The 14,139-nt window shown below is 75.0% G+C and carries 15 protein-coding genes; 8 read left to right on the forward strand and 7 right to left on the reverse strand.

Annotated elements, in window-relative coordinates; translation table 11 throughout:
* The first annotated feature begins 54 nt into the window (after window positions 1-54).
* From mshA to CHB98_RS00370, 5 genes are read left to right on the forward strand one after another with little or no spacing between them, the layout of a single operon-like run.
* The gene (mshA, locus tag CHB98_RS00350; RefSeq protein WP_089303641.1) at window positions 55-1,407 is read left to right on the forward strand and encodes a D-inositol-3-phosphate glycosyltransferase; all 1,353 of its coding nucleotides are present in this window, start codon (window positions 55-57) and stop codon (window positions 1,405-1,407) included.
* Window positions 1,404-1,946, forward strand: a complete 543-nt coding sequence (locus CHB98_RS00355; protein WP_179224060.1) for a type III secretion system chaperone family protein — start codon at window positions 1,404-1,406, stop codon at window positions 1,944-1,946. The genes mshA and CHB98_RS00355 overlap by 4 nt, the downstream gene beginning before the upstream one ends.
* The gene (locus tag CHB98_RS00360) at window positions 1,943-3,523 is read left to right on the forward strand and encodes an MFS transporter (protein WP_089303642.1); all 1,581 of its coding nucleotides are present in this window, start codon (window positions 1,943-1,945) and stop codon (window positions 3,521-3,523) included. The genes CHB98_RS00355 and CHB98_RS00360 overlap by 4 nt, the downstream gene beginning before the upstream one ends.
* Window positions 3,524-3,575: 52 nt before the next feature.
* The gene (locus CHB98_RS00365) at window positions 3,576-3,878 is read left to right on the forward strand and encodes a hypothetical protein (RefSeq protein ID WP_143424909.1); all 303 of its coding nucleotides are present in this window, start codon (window positions 3,576-3,578) and stop codon (window positions 3,876-3,878) included.
* A gap of 34 nt (window positions 3,879-3,912) precedes the next feature.
* Window positions 3,913-4,662 (forward strand): phosphoglyceromutase, encoded by a 750-nt coding sequence (locus CHB98_RS00370; protein WP_089303644.1) that lies wholly within the window; start codon window positions 3,913-3,915, stop codon window positions 4,660-4,662.
* Window positions 4,663-4,737: 75 nt separating this feature from the next.
* Here the strand turns inward: CHB98_RS00370 and phoU are convergent, their stop codons facing one another.
* The gene (phoU, locus tag CHB98_RS00375; protein ID WP_089303645.1) at window positions 4,738-5,397 is read right to left on the reverse strand and encodes a phosphate signaling complex protein PhoU; all 660 of its coding nucleotides are present in this window, start codon (window positions 5,395-5,397) and stop codon (window positions 4,738-4,740) included.
* A 222-nt stretch (window positions 5,398-5,619) separates the two neighbouring features.
* Here phoU and CHB98_RS00380 point away from each other — a divergent pair, with 222 nt between their 5' ends.
* Window positions 5,620-6,852, forward strand: coding sequence for a sensor histidine kinase (locus CHB98_RS00380; RefSeq protein WP_089303646.1), 1,233 nt, complete (start codon window positions 5,620-5,622; stop codon window positions 6,850-6,852).
* Window positions 6,849-7,529 carry a response regulator transcription factor gene (locus CHB98_RS00385; RefSeq protein ID WP_089303647.1) on the forward strand — a complete coding sequence of 227 codons (681 nt, stop codon included), beginning with the start codon at window positions 6,849-6,851 and terminating at the stop codon, window positions 7,527-7,529. The genes CHB98_RS00380 and CHB98_RS00385 overlap by 4 nt, the downstream gene beginning before the upstream one ends.
* A 15-nt stretch (window positions 7,530-7,544) precedes the next feature.
* Here CHB98_RS00385 and CHB98_RS00390 read toward each other — a convergent pair whose 3' ends face one another.
* Window positions 7,545-7,754: a DUF3072 domain-containing protein gene (locus tag CHB98_RS00390; protein WP_089303648.1), complete on the reverse strand. Its 210-nt coding sequence runs from the start codon at window positions 7,752-7,754 to the stop codon at window positions 7,545-7,547.
* Between the two features lie 10 nt (window positions 7,755-7,764).
* Window positions 7,765-7,971: a hypothetical protein gene (locus CHB98_RS00395; protein ID WP_089303649.1), complete on the reverse strand. Its 207-nt coding sequence runs from the start codon at window positions 7,969-7,971 to the stop codon at window positions 7,765-7,767.
* Window positions 7,972-8,053: 82 nt separating this feature from the next.
* On the opposite strand from CHB98_RS00395, the gene CHB98_RS00400 reads away from it, so the two are divergent.
* The gene (locus CHB98_RS00400) at window positions 8,054-9,052 is read left to right on the forward strand and encodes a helix-turn-helix domain-containing protein (protein ID WP_089304171.1); all 999 of its coding nucleotides are present in this window, start codon (window positions 8,054-8,056) and stop codon (window positions 9,050-9,052) included.
* A 768-nt stretch (window positions 9,053-9,820) separates the two neighbouring features.
* On the opposite strand, the gene CHB98_RS00405 is transcribed toward CHB98_RS00400, so the two are convergent.
* The 4 genes from CHB98_RS00405 to CHB98_RS00420 form a co-directional block, all read right to left on the reverse strand.
* On the reverse strand, window positions 9,821-10,108 hold the full coding sequence (locus CHB98_RS00405) for a hypothetical protein (RefSeq protein WP_089303650.1): 288 nt from the start codon (window positions 10,106-10,108) through the stop codon (window positions 9,821-9,823).
* 139 nt (window positions 10,109-10,247) lie between these two features.
* Window positions 10,248-11,072, reverse strand: a complete 825-nt coding sequence (locus CHB98_RS00410; RefSeq protein WP_089303651.1) for a class I SAM-dependent methyltransferase — start codon at window positions 11,070-11,072, stop codon at window positions 10,248-10,250.
* A gap of 4 nt (window positions 11,073-11,076) precedes the next feature.
* Window positions 11,077-13,233 carry a bifunctional MFS transporter/dTMP kinase gene (locus CHB98_RS00415; protein ID WP_179224062.1) on the reverse strand — a complete coding sequence of 719 codons (2,157 nt, stop codon included), beginning with the start codon at window positions 13,231-13,233 and terminating at the stop codon, window positions 11,077-11,079.
* An 89-nt stretch (window positions 13,234-13,322) separates the two neighbouring features.
* Window positions 13,323-14,123, reverse strand: a complete 801-nt coding sequence (locus CHB98_RS00420; protein ID WP_089303653.1) for a DUF3109 family protein — start codon at window positions 14,121-14,123, stop codon at window positions 13,323-13,325.
* Between the last annotated feature and the right edge of the window lie 16 nt (window positions 14,124-14,139).

A 14,139-nucleotide genomic window follows, 5' to 3' on the forward strand; every position in this document is an offset into this window, starting at 1 on the left:
TGCGGAGTCGAGCGGGTGCCTCCCGGCGCCCAGGAGTACGGCGGGAGGTCGCGCGTGGCCGTCCGCCGCCGTGCCCGCTCGGCCGTGCCGCGGCGGGTGGCCACCCTGTCGGTGCACACCAGCCCGCTGGACCAGCCCGGCGCCGGTGACGCCGGGGGGATGAACGTCTACGTCGTCGAGGTGTCCCGGCGGCTGGCCGAGCGCGGCATCGCCGTCGACGTGTTCACCCGCGCCACCTCCAGCGACCTGCCGCCCGTGGTCGAGATGAGCCCCGGGGTGACGGTGCGGCACGTCAGCGCCGGCCCGTTCGAGGGCCTGGGCAAGGAGGAGCTGCCCGCCCAGCTGTGCGCCTTCACCGCCGCCGTGCTGCGCGAGGAGGCCCAGCACGAGCCGGGGCACTACGGCGTCGTCCACTCGCACTACTGGCTGTCCGGCCAGGTCGGCTGGCTGGCCCGCGACCGGTGGAGCGTGCCGCTCATCCACACCGCGCACACCCTGGCCAAGGTCAAGAACGCCGCGCTGGCCGCCGGGGACCGCCCCGAGCCGCGGGCCCGGGTGATCGGCGAGGAGCAGGTCGTCGCCGAGGCCGACCGGCTGGTCGCCAACACCGCCGACGAGGCCCGCCAGCTCGTCGAGCACTACGGCGCCGACCCGCGGCGCACCCTCGTCGTCCCGCCCGGCGTCGACCTCGACCGGTTCACCCCCGGCGACCGGGGGGCCGCCCGCCGCCGGCTGGGCATCCCCGCGGACGCCGTCGTGCTGCTGTTCGTCGGCCGCATCCAGCCGCTCAAGGCCCCGGACCTGCTGCTCGAGGCGGCCGCGCGGATGCTCGCGGACGACCCCGCCCTGCGCGACCGGCTGCAGGTGCACGTCGTCGGCGCGCCCAGCGGCACGGGCCTGGAGGCGCCCCGCGGGCTCGAGCAGCTGGCCGCCGACCTGGGCATCAGCGACCTGGTCCGCCTCCTGCCGCCGGCGGACGCCGGGCTGCTCGCCGAGCACTACCGCGCCGCCGACGTCGCCGTCGTCCCCAGCCACAACGAGTCCTTCGGCCTGGTGGCCCTGGAGGCGCAGGCCTGCGGGACGCCGGTGGTCGCCGCGGCCGTCGGCGGGCTGCGCACCGCCGTCCGGGACGGCGTCTCCGGCGTGCTGGTGCCCGGGCGTGACCCGGCCGACTACGCCACCGCCGTCCGGTCGGTGCTGGCCCGCCGCGAGCTGCTGTCGGCCGGTGCCCGCCGGCACGCCGGGGCCTTCTCCTGGGAGCGCACCGTCGACAGCCTGGTCGCCGCCTACACCGCCGCGGCGGAGGAGATGGTGCTGGCCGCGCAGGAGCCCGTCCGCGGCGCGCTGCTGCGCCCGGCGTGGGGGTTGGTGCCGGTGCGGGCCCTGGGTGCGCAGGTGGCCCGGTGAGCCGCGAGCGCACCGTCGAGGAGCTCGACGCGGTCATCGAGCAGACGCTGCGGGACAGCGAGCTGGTGCACGAGCACCCCGCGCCCGGGAAGTGGCTGGTCGACCTGCCCGGCACCAAGAAGCTCAAGACCGTCTGCGGGCTGATCGTCGGCGAGCACGCCCTGCGGGTGGAGGCCTTCGTCTGCCGGCAGCCCGACGAGAACCGCGAGCAGCTGTGGACCTACCTCCTGCAGCACAACGCCCGCACCTACGGCGTCGCCTACTCCATCGACCGCGTCGGTGACGTCTACCTGACCGGCCGCCTGCCGCACGCCGCGGTCACCCCCGAGGAGCTCGACCGGCTGCTCGGCGCCGTGCTCAGCTACGCCGACGACCACTTCAACACGATGCTGGAGATCGGCTTCGGCACGTCGATCCGGCGGGAGTGGGAGTGGCGGGAGAAGCGCGGGGAGTCCCTGCGCAACCTGGAGGCCTTCGCCGGCTTCGTCGAGGCCGACCGCCGGGCCCGCCGCGCCGCCGACCCGGACGGCGGGGCGTGACCGCGACCGAACGGACGCTCCCCGAGGCCGCCGAGGAGCGGCCCGGTCACCCCCGCCGGTGGTGGGTGCTGGCCACCATGACGGTCTGCCTGCTCGTGGTGATCATGGGCAACACGACCCTCAACGTGGCCATCCCCACGCTGCAGCGCGAGCTGGGCGCCAGCCAGGCCCAGCTGCAGTGGGCGATCGACGCCTACATCCTCGTCTTCGCCGGGCTGCTGTTCTCCTGGGGTGTCATCGGCGACCGCATCGGCCGGCGCCGGGTGCTGCTCATCGGGCTGTCGGTGTTCACCGCCGGCTCGCTGCTGGGGGCGTTCAGCAGCACGCCGGGGGAGCTGATCGCCTGGCGGGCGGTCATGGGCATCGGCGGCGCCGCGGTGCAGCCGACCACGCTCGCCGTCATCACCAACGTGTTCCCGGCGCGGGAGCGGGGCCGGGCGATCGGCGTGTGGGCCGGCACGGCCGGGATCGCCATCGCCGGCGGTCCGCTGGCCAGCGGCGCGGTGCTGGAGCACTTCTGGTGGGGCGCCATCTTCCTCATCACCGTGCCGGTCGCCGTCCTCGGCATCGTCGCGACGCTGCTCGTCGTCCCCGAGTCCCGCGACCCCTCGCCCGGCCGGCTGGACGTCCCCGGCGTGCTGCTGTCCATCGTGGCGCTGGCCGGGCTGGTCTACGGCATCATCCACGGCGGCTCCGGGGCCGGCTGGTCCTCGCCGGGCGTCCTCGTGCCGTTGCTGGGCGGGGCCGGGCTGCTGGCGCTGTTCGTCTGGCTGCAGCGCCGCTCCGCCCACCCGGCGCTGGACGTCACGCTGTTCGCCAACCCGGCGTTCTCCGCGGCCGCGGCCGCCCTCGGGCTCAACTTCTTCGCCCTCATGGGCGCCACGTTCTACCTCGTCTACTACCTGCAGGGCGTCCTCGGCTACGGACCGCTGGCCAGCGGCGCGGCGCTCATCCCGGTGGCCCTGGGCATGTCGCTGATGGCGCCGCAGAGCTCCCGGCTGGCCGAGCGGTTCGGCCCCAAGGCCGTCGTCGGCGGCGGCTTCCTGGCCATCGCCTCGTCGTTCGCCGGCTTCCAGCTGCTGGACCGGGTGCCCCCGCTGTGGCTGATGGTCGCCATCTTGACGGTGCAGGGGCTCGGCATGGGCGCGGTGATGGCGCCGACGACGGAGTCGATCATGTCGGTGGTGCCCCGGCACAAGGCCGGCGCCGGCGCGGCGGTCAACAACTCGGTCCGGCAGGTGGGCGGCGCGCTGGGTGTCGCCATCCTCGGCTCGCTGCTGTCCTCGGCCTACGCCGCACGGCTCGGCGACGCGGTGGACGTGCTGCCGCCGGCGGCGCGCGGCGAGGCCGACTCCTCGATCATCGCGACCCTCGGGGCGGTCGAGCAGCTGGCCGCCGGTGGGGACGACGGGTCCGCGGCGGCCGCGGCCGCGCTGGCCGACCGGGCCATGGACGCGTTCGTCTGGGCCATGCACCTGACCGCCGTCGGGACCGCGTCTGCCGCCGTGCTGGCCGCGGTGGTGGTGTTCACCTGGCTGCCGGGGCGGCGCCGGCCGGAGGACGCGCCGCCGGCGTGAGCCACCCGTCCGGTGGGCGTCACCGGCCGCGGGAACGGTTAGCGTGGCGGCGGTGCACGAGGGTCCGGGGCAGCAGCAGCGGCAGGTCCGGGCGCTCGTCGGCCTGGTCGCCGCGACGGCGCTGGTCTACCCGCTGCTGCTGTGCGCGGTGCAGCTGACCGTCGCCCAGCTGCTCGTCGTCGACCTCCGCGGCAGCCTGTTCTGGCTCGTCGCCGGCGCCGGGTGCAGCGTGGCCGCCGTCGCGGCGCTGCGCTGGGGCGTCGGCCGCCCGGTGCCCAGCCCGTGGCTGTTCGCCGGCCTGCTGCCGCCCGTGGCCTTCGAGGCCTGGCTGCTGTGGCCGCTGCTTTCCGGCTGAGCCGACCCGGAGGCCGATCGGGCAGGATGGCGGCGTGACGCACACCCTCGTGCTGCTCCGCCACGGCGAGAGCGAGTGGAACAAGGCCAACCTGTTCACCGGCTGGGTCGACGTGCCGCTGTCGGACAAGGGCCGCCGGGAGGCCGCCCGCGGTGGCGAGCTGCTCGCCGAGCACGGCCTGCTGCCGGACGTGGTGCACACCTCGGTGCTCAAGCGGGCGATCGCCACCGCGGAGCTGGCGCTGGCCGCCGCCGACCGGCAGTGGATCCCGGTGTCGCGGTCCTGGCGGCTCAACGAGCGGCACTACGGCGCGCTGCAGGGCAAGGACAAGGCGCAGACCCTGGCCGAGTACGGCGAGCAGCAGTTCACCACCTGGCGCCGGTCCTACAGCACGCCGCCGCCGCCCATCGACCCTGGCAGCGAGCACTCCCAGGACGGCGACGCCCGCTACGCGGTGCTGCCCCCGGAGGTGCGCCCGCGCACCGAGTGCCTGGCCGACGTCGTCGTCCGGATGCTGCCGTACTGGTACGACGCCGTCGTCCCGGACCTCCGGGCCGGCCGGACCGTGCTGGTCGCCGCCCACGGCAACAGCCTGCGGGCACTGGTCAAGCACCTGGACGGCATGGGGGAGGACGAGGTCGTCGGGCTCAACATCCCCACCGGCGTCCCGCTGCGCTACGACCTCGACGAGGACCTGCGCCCGACGAACCCCGGTGGGGAGTACCTCGACCCCGAGGCGGCGGCCGCGGCCATCGAGGCCGTCAAGAACCAGGGCAAGCGCTGAGGAGCGGGGGGCCGGAGGCTCCCCCGTGGTCCGTGCGGGGCACCTGGCCGCGGTGTCTGCCGGTGGGCCGACGGGTCACTCGTGGACGGCGTGCATCTCCCGCTCGCCGGTGACCAGGAAGACCACCCGGCGGGCGACGCTGACCGCGTGGTCGGCGAACCGCTCGTAGTAGCGGCCGAGCAGGGTGATGTCGATGGCCGCCTCCATGCCGTGCGGCCAGTCCTTGCTCAGCAGCTCGCTGAACAGCTGCCGGTGCAGCTGGTCCATGAGGTCGTCGTCGGCCTCCAGCACGGCGGCGGCCTCGACGTCGAGCTTGGCGATGACGGTCGCGGTCTGGGCCACCAGGCTCTCGGCGACGTGCCCCGCCTCGAGGAAGATCGGCCGCAGCTCCTGCGGGACGGTGTGCTCCGGGAAGCGCATCCGGGCCAGCTTGGCGACGTGGACGGCGAGGTCGCCCATCCGCTCCAGGTCGCTGATCATCCGCATCGCCGCGGTGATGGTGCGCAGGTCCGTGGCGACCGGGGCCTGGCGGGCCAGCAGGGTGAAGCAGCGCTGCTCGATGTTCTCCCGGCGGGCGTCGATGCCCTCGTCGCCCTCGATCACCAGGTTCGCCAGCTCGATGTCCGCGTCCAGCAGCGAGGTGGTCGCCTTGCTCATCGCCGAGCCGACCGAGTTCGCCATCTCGACCAGGCAGTTGTTGATGTCGTCGAGTTCCTCGTGGTAGTGCTGTCGCACGGTCGTCCTCCAATTCGGCCCGGTGGGTCTGGCCCCGTCAGTCGGGGGCACCCACGGCTGCAGGTCCCGACGCCCCGGACCACGAGGGTAGGACCCCGGGCACACCCGCCTCGGCCGAGGCGGTGAACGGGCGGGCACGGGAGTGTGAACAGTCCCGTCCCGGCGAGCCGCCCTCACCCCGCCGGGGGATCCGGGCGTGTCGTCGCGATCTAGCATCGGGCCGTGAGCTCGTCGGTCGCCCTGCTGGCCGGCCTGGTCGTCGGCCTGGTCGGTGGCGTCCTGGTCGCCGCGCTGCTGCGCCGGTCGCGGCGTCCCGGCCCGGAGGACACCGCGCCGGCCGACGGTGCGGCTCCCGAGGCGGTCCTGGCCCGGCGGCTGCTCGACCTCATCGACCCGGCCGTCGTCCTGCTCGACGCGGGTGACGTCGTCCTGCTGGCCAACCCGGCGGCGCGGTCCCTGGGCATCGTCCGGGACACCCGGCTGCTGGTCCCCGAGCTGCTGGAGCTGGCCCGCACGGTGCGCGACGGCGGGCGCCGCCGCGCCGAGGTGAGCCTGTCCAGCTCGCTCGTCGGCGGCGGACCCCGGCAGCTGGGGGTGCTCGGCGTCCGCCTGGAACGGGGACCGGGCTCGCCCGGCCCGGTGGCCCTGGTGCTGCAGGACGTCACCGAGGCCCGCCGCGTGGAGGCGGTCCGCCGCGACTTCGTCGCCAACGTCGGGCACGAGCTCAAGACGCCGGTGGGGGCGCTGTCGCTGCTCGCCGAGGCCATCGAGGACGCCGCCGACGACCCGACCACGGTGCGTCGGTTCGCCTCCCGGATGACCCACGAGGCCGACCGGCTGGCCCGGCTGGTCCGCGAGCTCATCGACCTGTCGCGGCTGCAGGGCGGTGAGCCGCTGCCGGAGCTGGTGCCGGTCGAGGTGGACACGGTCATCGCCGAGGCGGTCGACCGCACCAAGCTCGCGGCCACGGCCAAGCAGATCGCCATCGTCTCCGGCGGTGAGCGCGGGCTGGTCGTCAAGGGCGTGGAGTCCCAGCTGGCCACGGCGGTCACCAACCTGCTGGCCAACGCGGTCGCCTACAGCCCCGAGCACACCCGCATCGCCGTCGGCGCCCGCGCCCGCGCCGGCTTCGCGGAGATCACCGTCACCGACAGCGGCATCGGCATCCCGCGTGAGGACCGCTCGCGGGTCTTCGAGCGCTTCTACCGGGTCGACCAGTCGCGGGCCAGCCGCACCGGGGGCACCGGCCTGGGGCTGGCGATCGTCAAGCACGTCGCCACCAACCACGGCGGCTCGGTGAGCGTGTGGAGCGAGGAGGGCCTCGGCTCCACCTTCACCCTGCGGGTCCCGCTGACCGACCGCACCACGACCCCCACACCCGCCGGCGACGCGCCGGCCGAGCACGACCTCGCCGGCGGCCCGGCCGCCGCTCACGCCCCGAAGGGACGGTCATGACCCGAGTGCTGGTCGTGGAGGACGAGGAGTCCTTCTCCGACGCGCTGTCCTACATGCTGCGGAAGGAGGGCTTCGAGCCGGTCGTGGCCGCCACCGGGCCGGAGGCACTGGCCGAGTTCGACCGCGGCGGCGCCGACATCGTGCTGCTCGACCTCATGCTCCCCGGCCTGCCCGGCACCGAGGTCTGCCGGGCGCTGCGCTCGCGCAGCGGCGTGCCGATCATCATGCTGACCGCGAAGGACGCCGAGGTGGACAAGGTGGTCGGCCTGGAGCTCGGCGCCGACGACTACGTGACCAAGCCCTACTCCGCCCGCGAGCTGGTCGCGCGCATCCGCGCGGTGCTGCGCCGCCGCGGCGACGTCGAGGCGCCGGCGGAGTCGGCCCTGGCGGCCGGCCTGGTACGCATGGACGTCGAGCGGCACGTCGTCTCGGTGGACGGCGAGCCGATCGCGCTGCCGCTCAAGGAGTTCGACCTGCTCGAGCTGCTGCTGCGCAACGCCGGGCGGGTGCTCACCCGGGTCCAGCTCATCGACCGGGTGTGGGGGTCGGACTACGTGGGCGACACGAAGACCCTCGACGTCCACGTCAAGCGGCTGCGTGCCAAGATCGAGCCCGACCCGGCCAACCCCAAGTACCTGGTCACCGTCCGCGGGCTCGGCTACAAGCTCGAGGCCTGAGCCGCCGGGCCGGGGCTACTGGCCCCGGCCCGTCTCGTCCTGCAGCTCGTCGATCTTGATCGACGCGTCGGCCTTGCTGATGTCGTCCGGCACGTCCTTGCCGGCCTCGCGCGCGAGCGTGTGCAGGTAGCTCTTCTGCGCGCCGGTGGCGGGTTCGTCGCCGGTCACCCAGTCCGACGGGTCCTTCTCGGCGCTGCGGTCCTCGTTCGCGGTGGGCTCGCTCATGTGTTCGATGCTAGGCCGGTGCGAGCCGCGGCGCAGGTCGGGTCGCGGCCGCCCGGCGGGCGGCCTCCCAGCGGCGGCCGGTGCGGTACACGTGCACGGCGCCGCAGGGGCACGCGACGTGCAGCGCGATGTGCGTCGGGTGGTTCACCACCGAGCGGATGCGGCGGTCGGGGACCAGCTCGTCGGTCCCCGTCTCGGGGCAGGTGATCAGCAGCACGGGACGAGCCTGCGCCGGGTGTGCGGCCCGGACGAGTGGCAGGACTGACCGCCATCGAAACTCGTCTGCCATCATGGTGCGCATGGCCGTGCCCGACCGCCCCGTCGTCGTCAGCACCCTGGTCGCCGACGGCCTCGTCGGCAGCTTCGGCCTCGGCGTGGCCGCGGAGGTCTTCGCCTACGACCGCCGGCACCTCGGTCTACCCGCCTTCGACTTCGCGCCGGTCACCGAGCACCCCGGTCTGGTCCGCACCGACACCGGGCTGGCGATGAGCGTCGAGCACGGCCTCGACCGGCTGGTCGCCTCGGACATCGTCACGGTCACCGCCTGGGAGCGGCTGGACCGGGCGCCCTCGCCGGCGGTGCTCGACGCGCTGCGCGCCGCGCACGCCCGCGGGGCGGTGGTCGTCAGCCAGTGCTCGGGCGCGTTCGTGCTCGCCGCCACCGGCCTGCTCGACGGGCTCCGGGCCACCACGCACTGGCGGTACACCGGCGAGCTGGCCGCCCGCCACCCCGCCGTCCGGGTCGACCCCGCGGTCCTCTACGTCGACAACGGCCGGCTCATCACCGGCGCCGGGACGGCGGCCGGCGTCGACACCCTGCTGCACCTGGTGCGCCGCGAGTGGGGCGCGGCGGCGGCCAACGCGCTCGCCCGGGAGATGGTGGTGCCGCCGCACCGCGACGGCGGGCAGGCGCAGTTCATCGACGCCCCGGTGGCCCAGGTGCAGGACGACCTGCTCGGAGCGGTGCTGGAGTGGGCGCAGGCCCACCTCGCCGACGACCTCACCGTGGACCTGCTCGCGCGGCGGGCGCTGATGAGCCCGCGCACCTTCGCCCGGCGGTTCAAGGCGGCCACCGGGACGACGCCGCACGCCTGGCTGCTCACCCAGCGGCTGGCCGCGGCCGAGGCGCTGCTGGAGGGCAGCGACGCCCCGGTCGAGGAGGTCGCCCGGCTGGTCGGCTTCGGCACGGCGGCCGGGTTCCGCGAGCAGTTCGCCCGCCGTCGCGGCGTCTCGCCGCGGGCCTACCGGCAGACCTTCCGCCGCGCGGCCCGGCAGGGGGACGGCGACCGCGCGGCCTGATGGGTCCCGTCCGTGCTCGTGTGCGCCGATGCCGATGTCCCTGGAGCGGCTCCAGGGACGCCTCGCTACCCCTGACGGAGTGCGCTGAGGCCCAGCTTTGTGAGCGGAGACGGGGCGTCAGCGCACTCCGGTCCGCCGTCCTCGTGACGCGATGACCCCGCTGCACGAGGTGTCCCCGAGTGGGCCGCTCCGGGGGAGCGGGGCTGCCACACTGCGCAGGTGTCCGGTGCGAACGAGGCGGATGATCGGCGGACCCTTGCAGGGCTCGCTCTTGCGGAATGGCCTGAGCAGGCCGCTGCACGAGTCCGGTCGGTGACTGTCGCTAGCGACCGGGCGGAGGTCGCTCTCTCCGTGAACGGCGACTACGGCTACTGGGCGTACTACCGGCGCGACGACCACGGCTGGCAAGAGACGGTCTCCGGCAGCGGTCCCACGACCGGATGGGACGACCCCGCCGCCATCGAGTGGTGAGCCGTCGCATCCGCCCCCGCAGGGTGTCCTCAAGAGCCGGTAGGCCCGCATGTCCCTGAGTCCGCCGGCCGCTTGAGGACATCAGACGTCCGTCGTGACGCGGGGCATGGGCAGGTGTCGCCGGGCCTGACACTCGGCGCCGGAAGCGTTCCGGCGGGAACGCCCTCGCGCATCGGGTACGTCTCGGTCGGAGCCCCTCTGTCCCTGGGTGAGCCGCCCAGGGACAGGAGGCGGCGCCACCGGACGGTCGGCGTTCCCCCGGGCCTCCACCGGGAGCGCGCCGCCACGTGGATCGCGCTAGCTGCCCAGGTGGAGGACCACCCCGCCCCCGATGACCTCGGGCGGGCTCACCGTCAGCTGGGGCAGGGTCTCCTTGACCCAGTTCGCCGCCACGCGGGTGGACTCGTCCGTCCCGGCCTCGTCCTGGAAGACGCCGACGCTGAAGCCGCCGTCCGCCGTCCTCACGAGGCTGTAGCTGACGAACCCGGGCACACCCCGGATGACCTGCTCCACCTCATCGGTCCGCCGCTCCAGTTCGTCGAAGAGCTCTGAGTTGCCCTTGTAGTGCCGGATGACCGCGTGCACCGTGCCCTCCCCCAGGTGATCGTGACTGGCGCTCGAGCGGCAGTGTCCGCCTGTCCCCGCGGGAGGACGACGGCACAAGGTCCCGGCGGTCCGGTCCCTGGGTGGGCCGCTCGGCGGTGGGTCGCCGGGAGCGGATGGTTCAGGATGCGCCGGGGATGGGGCGGGCGACGCCGACCAGCGAGTCCAGCCGCCCGGCGTTGGCCGGGGCAAGCGGGTTGCGGACCACCCGGGTCAGCGCCAGCCCGGCCCGCGCCAGCAGCAGCGCGTGGGTGCGCGGGGTGAAGTGCCAGATGTGCTCGGCCGGCTTGAGCGTCCACCAGCGGGTACCCAGCAGCCGGGCCGGCAGCGAGTCGACGTAGGGCGTGGAGAACACGACCACGCCGTCGTCGGCGACCAGCGAGCGCACCGTGCGCCAGAAGGACACGGGGTCGGGCACGTGCTCGGCGGTGTCCCAGGCGCACACCACGTCGAAGCCCGGCTCCAGCGGCGCGTCCTCCAGCTGGCCGCAGAACACGTCGAGACCCAGGGTGTCCTGCGCGTGCTTCGCCCCCGTGCGGGAGAGTTCCACGCCCGACGCCGCCCAGCCGGCCTCGCGCGCGGCGGCGAGGAACAGGCCGTAGCCGGCGCCGACCTCGAGCAGCCGCCCGCCCGCGGGGAGGTCGCGCTCGCGGTCGATGAGGGCGAGCCGGCCCGCCGTCCAGGTCCGCTGCAGCAGCATGGCGGGGGAGCGGCTCTCCGCGCGGACGCCGGCGTCGTAGACGCCGCCCTCGAAGTAGCCGGCGTCGTCGTAGAGCCGTTGCAGCGCCTCCGGGCGCAGCCGCGGGCTGATGAACACCAGCGCGCACTGCGGGCAGCGGACCACCCCGAACGGAACGAGGTCGTGCACCAGCGTGCCGGGCACCCGGCACAGGCAGCAGACGACGTCCTCGGTGTCCTCGGCCGTCCACCGCGCAGGCTCCGTCACCGGGTCAGCCTACGGAGCGCTCCGCCCGTTCCGCGGCAGCGGTGGCGGCCGCGCCCGGTGTCGGGTCGACCTCACCGTCCCCCTCGGCCGGCGGCGGGTAGCGGGTCGCCACCAGGGCGGCCAGCCGCCGCCGGACGACGGGGGACACCAGCCCCTCGCCGCCGGCCGGGTCCAGCAACTCCCCGGGGACGACGACGTAGCGGTCGGGCGCGGCCTCGGCCAGGGCGAGGAACGCGCGGCGCACCGCGTCGGCGTCGGCGCCCGGCGGCGCGGCGGTGACGGGGGAGTCGACGAGCACGGTGAGGTCGGGCAGCAGGCCGCGGGTGGCCCACAGCGACGTGCGGAAGATGCGGTCGCCGTCGAGGCCCTGACCCGCGCCGTGGAAGGCGATCGAGGTGTCCACGTAGTGGGTGTTGACCACGACCCGGTGGTCCTCGAGCGCCGGGCGGATCACGGTGGCCACGTGCTGCGCGCGGTCGGCGGCGGCCAGCAGGGCGGCGGTGTGCGCGCCGATCGGCCGCCCGGTGTCGTCGATCGACGGCTCCGAGCGGGGTGCGGCGGCCGCATCGGGCGGGGCCGGGAACAGCAGGCCGCGCACCTGCCGGCCCAGCCGGGTGTCGCTGGGTTCGGCGGTCACCTCGACCGGGCGCCGGCCCTCCTCGTGCAGCACCTGCGCGAGGTCGGCCGTGTAGCGGCGGGTGAGCTCGCGGTCGGCCCCCTCGACGACGACGAAGAGCCCGACGCCGCTGGAGGAGGCGGAGAACAGGTCCGAGCGGCCCCACAGCAGCCGCAACAGGTCCCGGACCCGGGTGCGCGAGCGGGCGGGCACCACCTGGCGGGTGGCGTAGGCGCTGACCGCCAGCGCGATCAGCCCGCCGACGAGCAGGGTCAGCCCGGGCCCGGTGAGGGTCAGCACCAGGTCGCCGAGGCGGACGTCGTGCGTGCCGAGCAGGCCGGCCAGCCCGGGGCCGGCGGCCACGGTCAGCAGCAGGACGACGCGCACCGAGGAGATGACGAACGCGAAGACCCGGCCGCGCAGCCGGTCCTCCACCTCGTAGCCGATCAGGGTGTAGCCGATGATCCAGCTGACGCCGGCGAACAGGCCCACGCAGAAGGCCGCGGCGGTGGCCAGCACGAAGTCCCGCAGCACCGACATGACCAGCAGGGCGATCCCGGCGAGGCCGATGGCGTGCGTGAACACGCTGCGCCGCGGCACCGTGGGCAGGATCCGCGGCCCGGCCAGCATGCCGATGGCCAGGCCGGTGAAGACCACGCCGAAGACCACGGAGTACCCCGCGGTGCCGGCCTGCAGGGTCGCCACGTAGAGCTGGGCGACGCCGACGGTGAGCCCGCCGGCGCCGAACGCGCCGATGACGCCGACGTAGAGGGCGCGCATGAACGGCTGCCCGCGCAGGAAGGCCACGCCCTCCACGACCAGCGAGAAGACGTTGCGCTGCCCGCCGTCCCGGTCGACCGGGGTGCCCGGGATGAGCCGGCGGGAGAGCAGCACGGTGACGGCGCTGACCCCGAAGCTGGCCGCGTTGACGACGAGGGCCACGACGATCGCGGTGCGCGCCTCGTTGCCGTCGTCCTCCCCGATCAGCCGGCTCACCGTCGACAGCAGCGCGAACAGCAGCGCGGCGACCGGGACGGCGCCGTACACGGAGAACAGCGACACCTGGTTGGCGACGGCCAGTCGCTCGCGCGGCACGATCGACACCCAGATCGCCTGCTTGGCCGGGTTGGTGAACAGCAGCACGGCCTCGACGAGGAACTGGGCGACGTAGAGCCAGGTCAGCTCGTAGGCGACCGCGATGGACAGGTACAGGACGAGCGCCAGCAGCTCGCCGACGATCACCGTCGTCCGCCGGTCCAGCCGGTCGGCCAGCGCCCCGGCCAGCGGGCCGAGCAGCAGGTCGGGCAGCAGCCGGGTGAGGATGACGCCGGAGATCGCCGCGCCCTGCACCGCCAGGGACTCCTCGCGGGTGAGCTGCTGGGCCATCGCCGTCGTGGCCAGCAGCCCCAGCCAGTCACCCAGGCTGGAGACGGTGATCGCCGCCCACAGCCGGCGGAACACCGGGATGCGGACCAGCGCCAGGAGGGCGTTGTCGGGCGCCGCCCCCCCGGCCGGGGGAGGGCCCGCAGCGCGCTCCTCGCTCACAGTCCCCGCCGTCCGCTCGTGGTCCGTCCGGTGCAGGGTAGTGGCGGGAGACGGCCGCCCGGGGTCCCTCACCTCCGGACGGGGAGGTCTCAGGGCCGCCGGCGGTGCAGCGTCACCGGCACGGGCGGCGGGCTGGCCGGGTGCGGGGCGACCAGCCCCAGGTCCAGCCGCAGGCCGGTCAGCCGCCGCAGCTCGGCGTACGCGGCCGGCCCGAGGAGGGCGGTGAGCTCGGCGGCGCAGGTCTCCACCAGCGGCTCGGCGGAGACGTGCGCGGCCGGCGACCCGGTGCACCACCAGTGCAGGTCGTGCCCGCCGGGGCCCCAGCCCCGCCGGTCGAACTCGCCGATGGTCGACACCAGGACCCGCGTGCCGTCGGGGCGCTCGACCTCCTCCTGCTCGCGGCGCAGCGGCAGCTGCCAGCACACGTCCGGCTTGGTCAGCAGCGGGTGCAGCTCCTCGCGCAGCGCCATCCGGTGCAGCGCGCAGCCGGCGCCGCCGGGGAAGCCGGCGCGGTTGAGGAAGACGCAGGCGCCGTCGACCAGCCGGGTGCGCAGCGAGCGGACGCCGCCCTCGTCGTCGGCGGCGTCCTCCTCCGTCCAGGACCCGCGGCCGACCGGCGCCAGCTGCCAGTCCGCGTCGGTGAGGTCGGCGACGGCGGCGGTGACCCGGGCCAGGTCGTCCTCGTCGGTGAAGAACGCGCCGTGGTTGCAGCAGCCGTCGTCCGGGCGGCCCGCGACGACGCCGGCGCACCCGCGGCCGAACACGCAGGTCCAGGCCGACGACAGCCAGGTCAGGTCGGCGCGGACGACGTGTCGCGGGTCGGCCGGGTCGGGGAACTCCACCCACTCGCGGGCGAAGCCCAGCGGCACCTCGGGCGGGACGTCGTGCACCCGGTGAGCCTAGTGG

This window comes from Geodermatophilus pulveris, from assembly GCF_900188375.1.
Classification (GTDB): domain Bacteria; phylum Actinomycetota; class Actinomycetes; order Mycobacteriales; family Geodermatophilaceae; genus Geodermatophilus; species Geodermatophilus pulveris.

Excerpts from the sequence above, each read along its gene's own strand:
- CHB98_RS00385 (WP_089303647.1), top strand. The coding sequence starts at position 6,849 with ATGACCCGAGTGCTGGTCGTGGAGGACGAGGAGTCCTTCTCCGACGCG.
- CHB98_RS00390 (WP_089303648.1), bottom strand. The coding sequence starts at position 7,754 with ATGAGCGAGCCCACCGCGAACGAGGACCGCAGCGCCGAGAAGGACCCG.
- CHB98_RS00400 (WP_089304171.1), top strand. The coding sequence starts at position 8,054 with ATGGCCGTGCCCGACCGCCCCGTCGTCGTCAGCACCCTGGTCGCCGAC.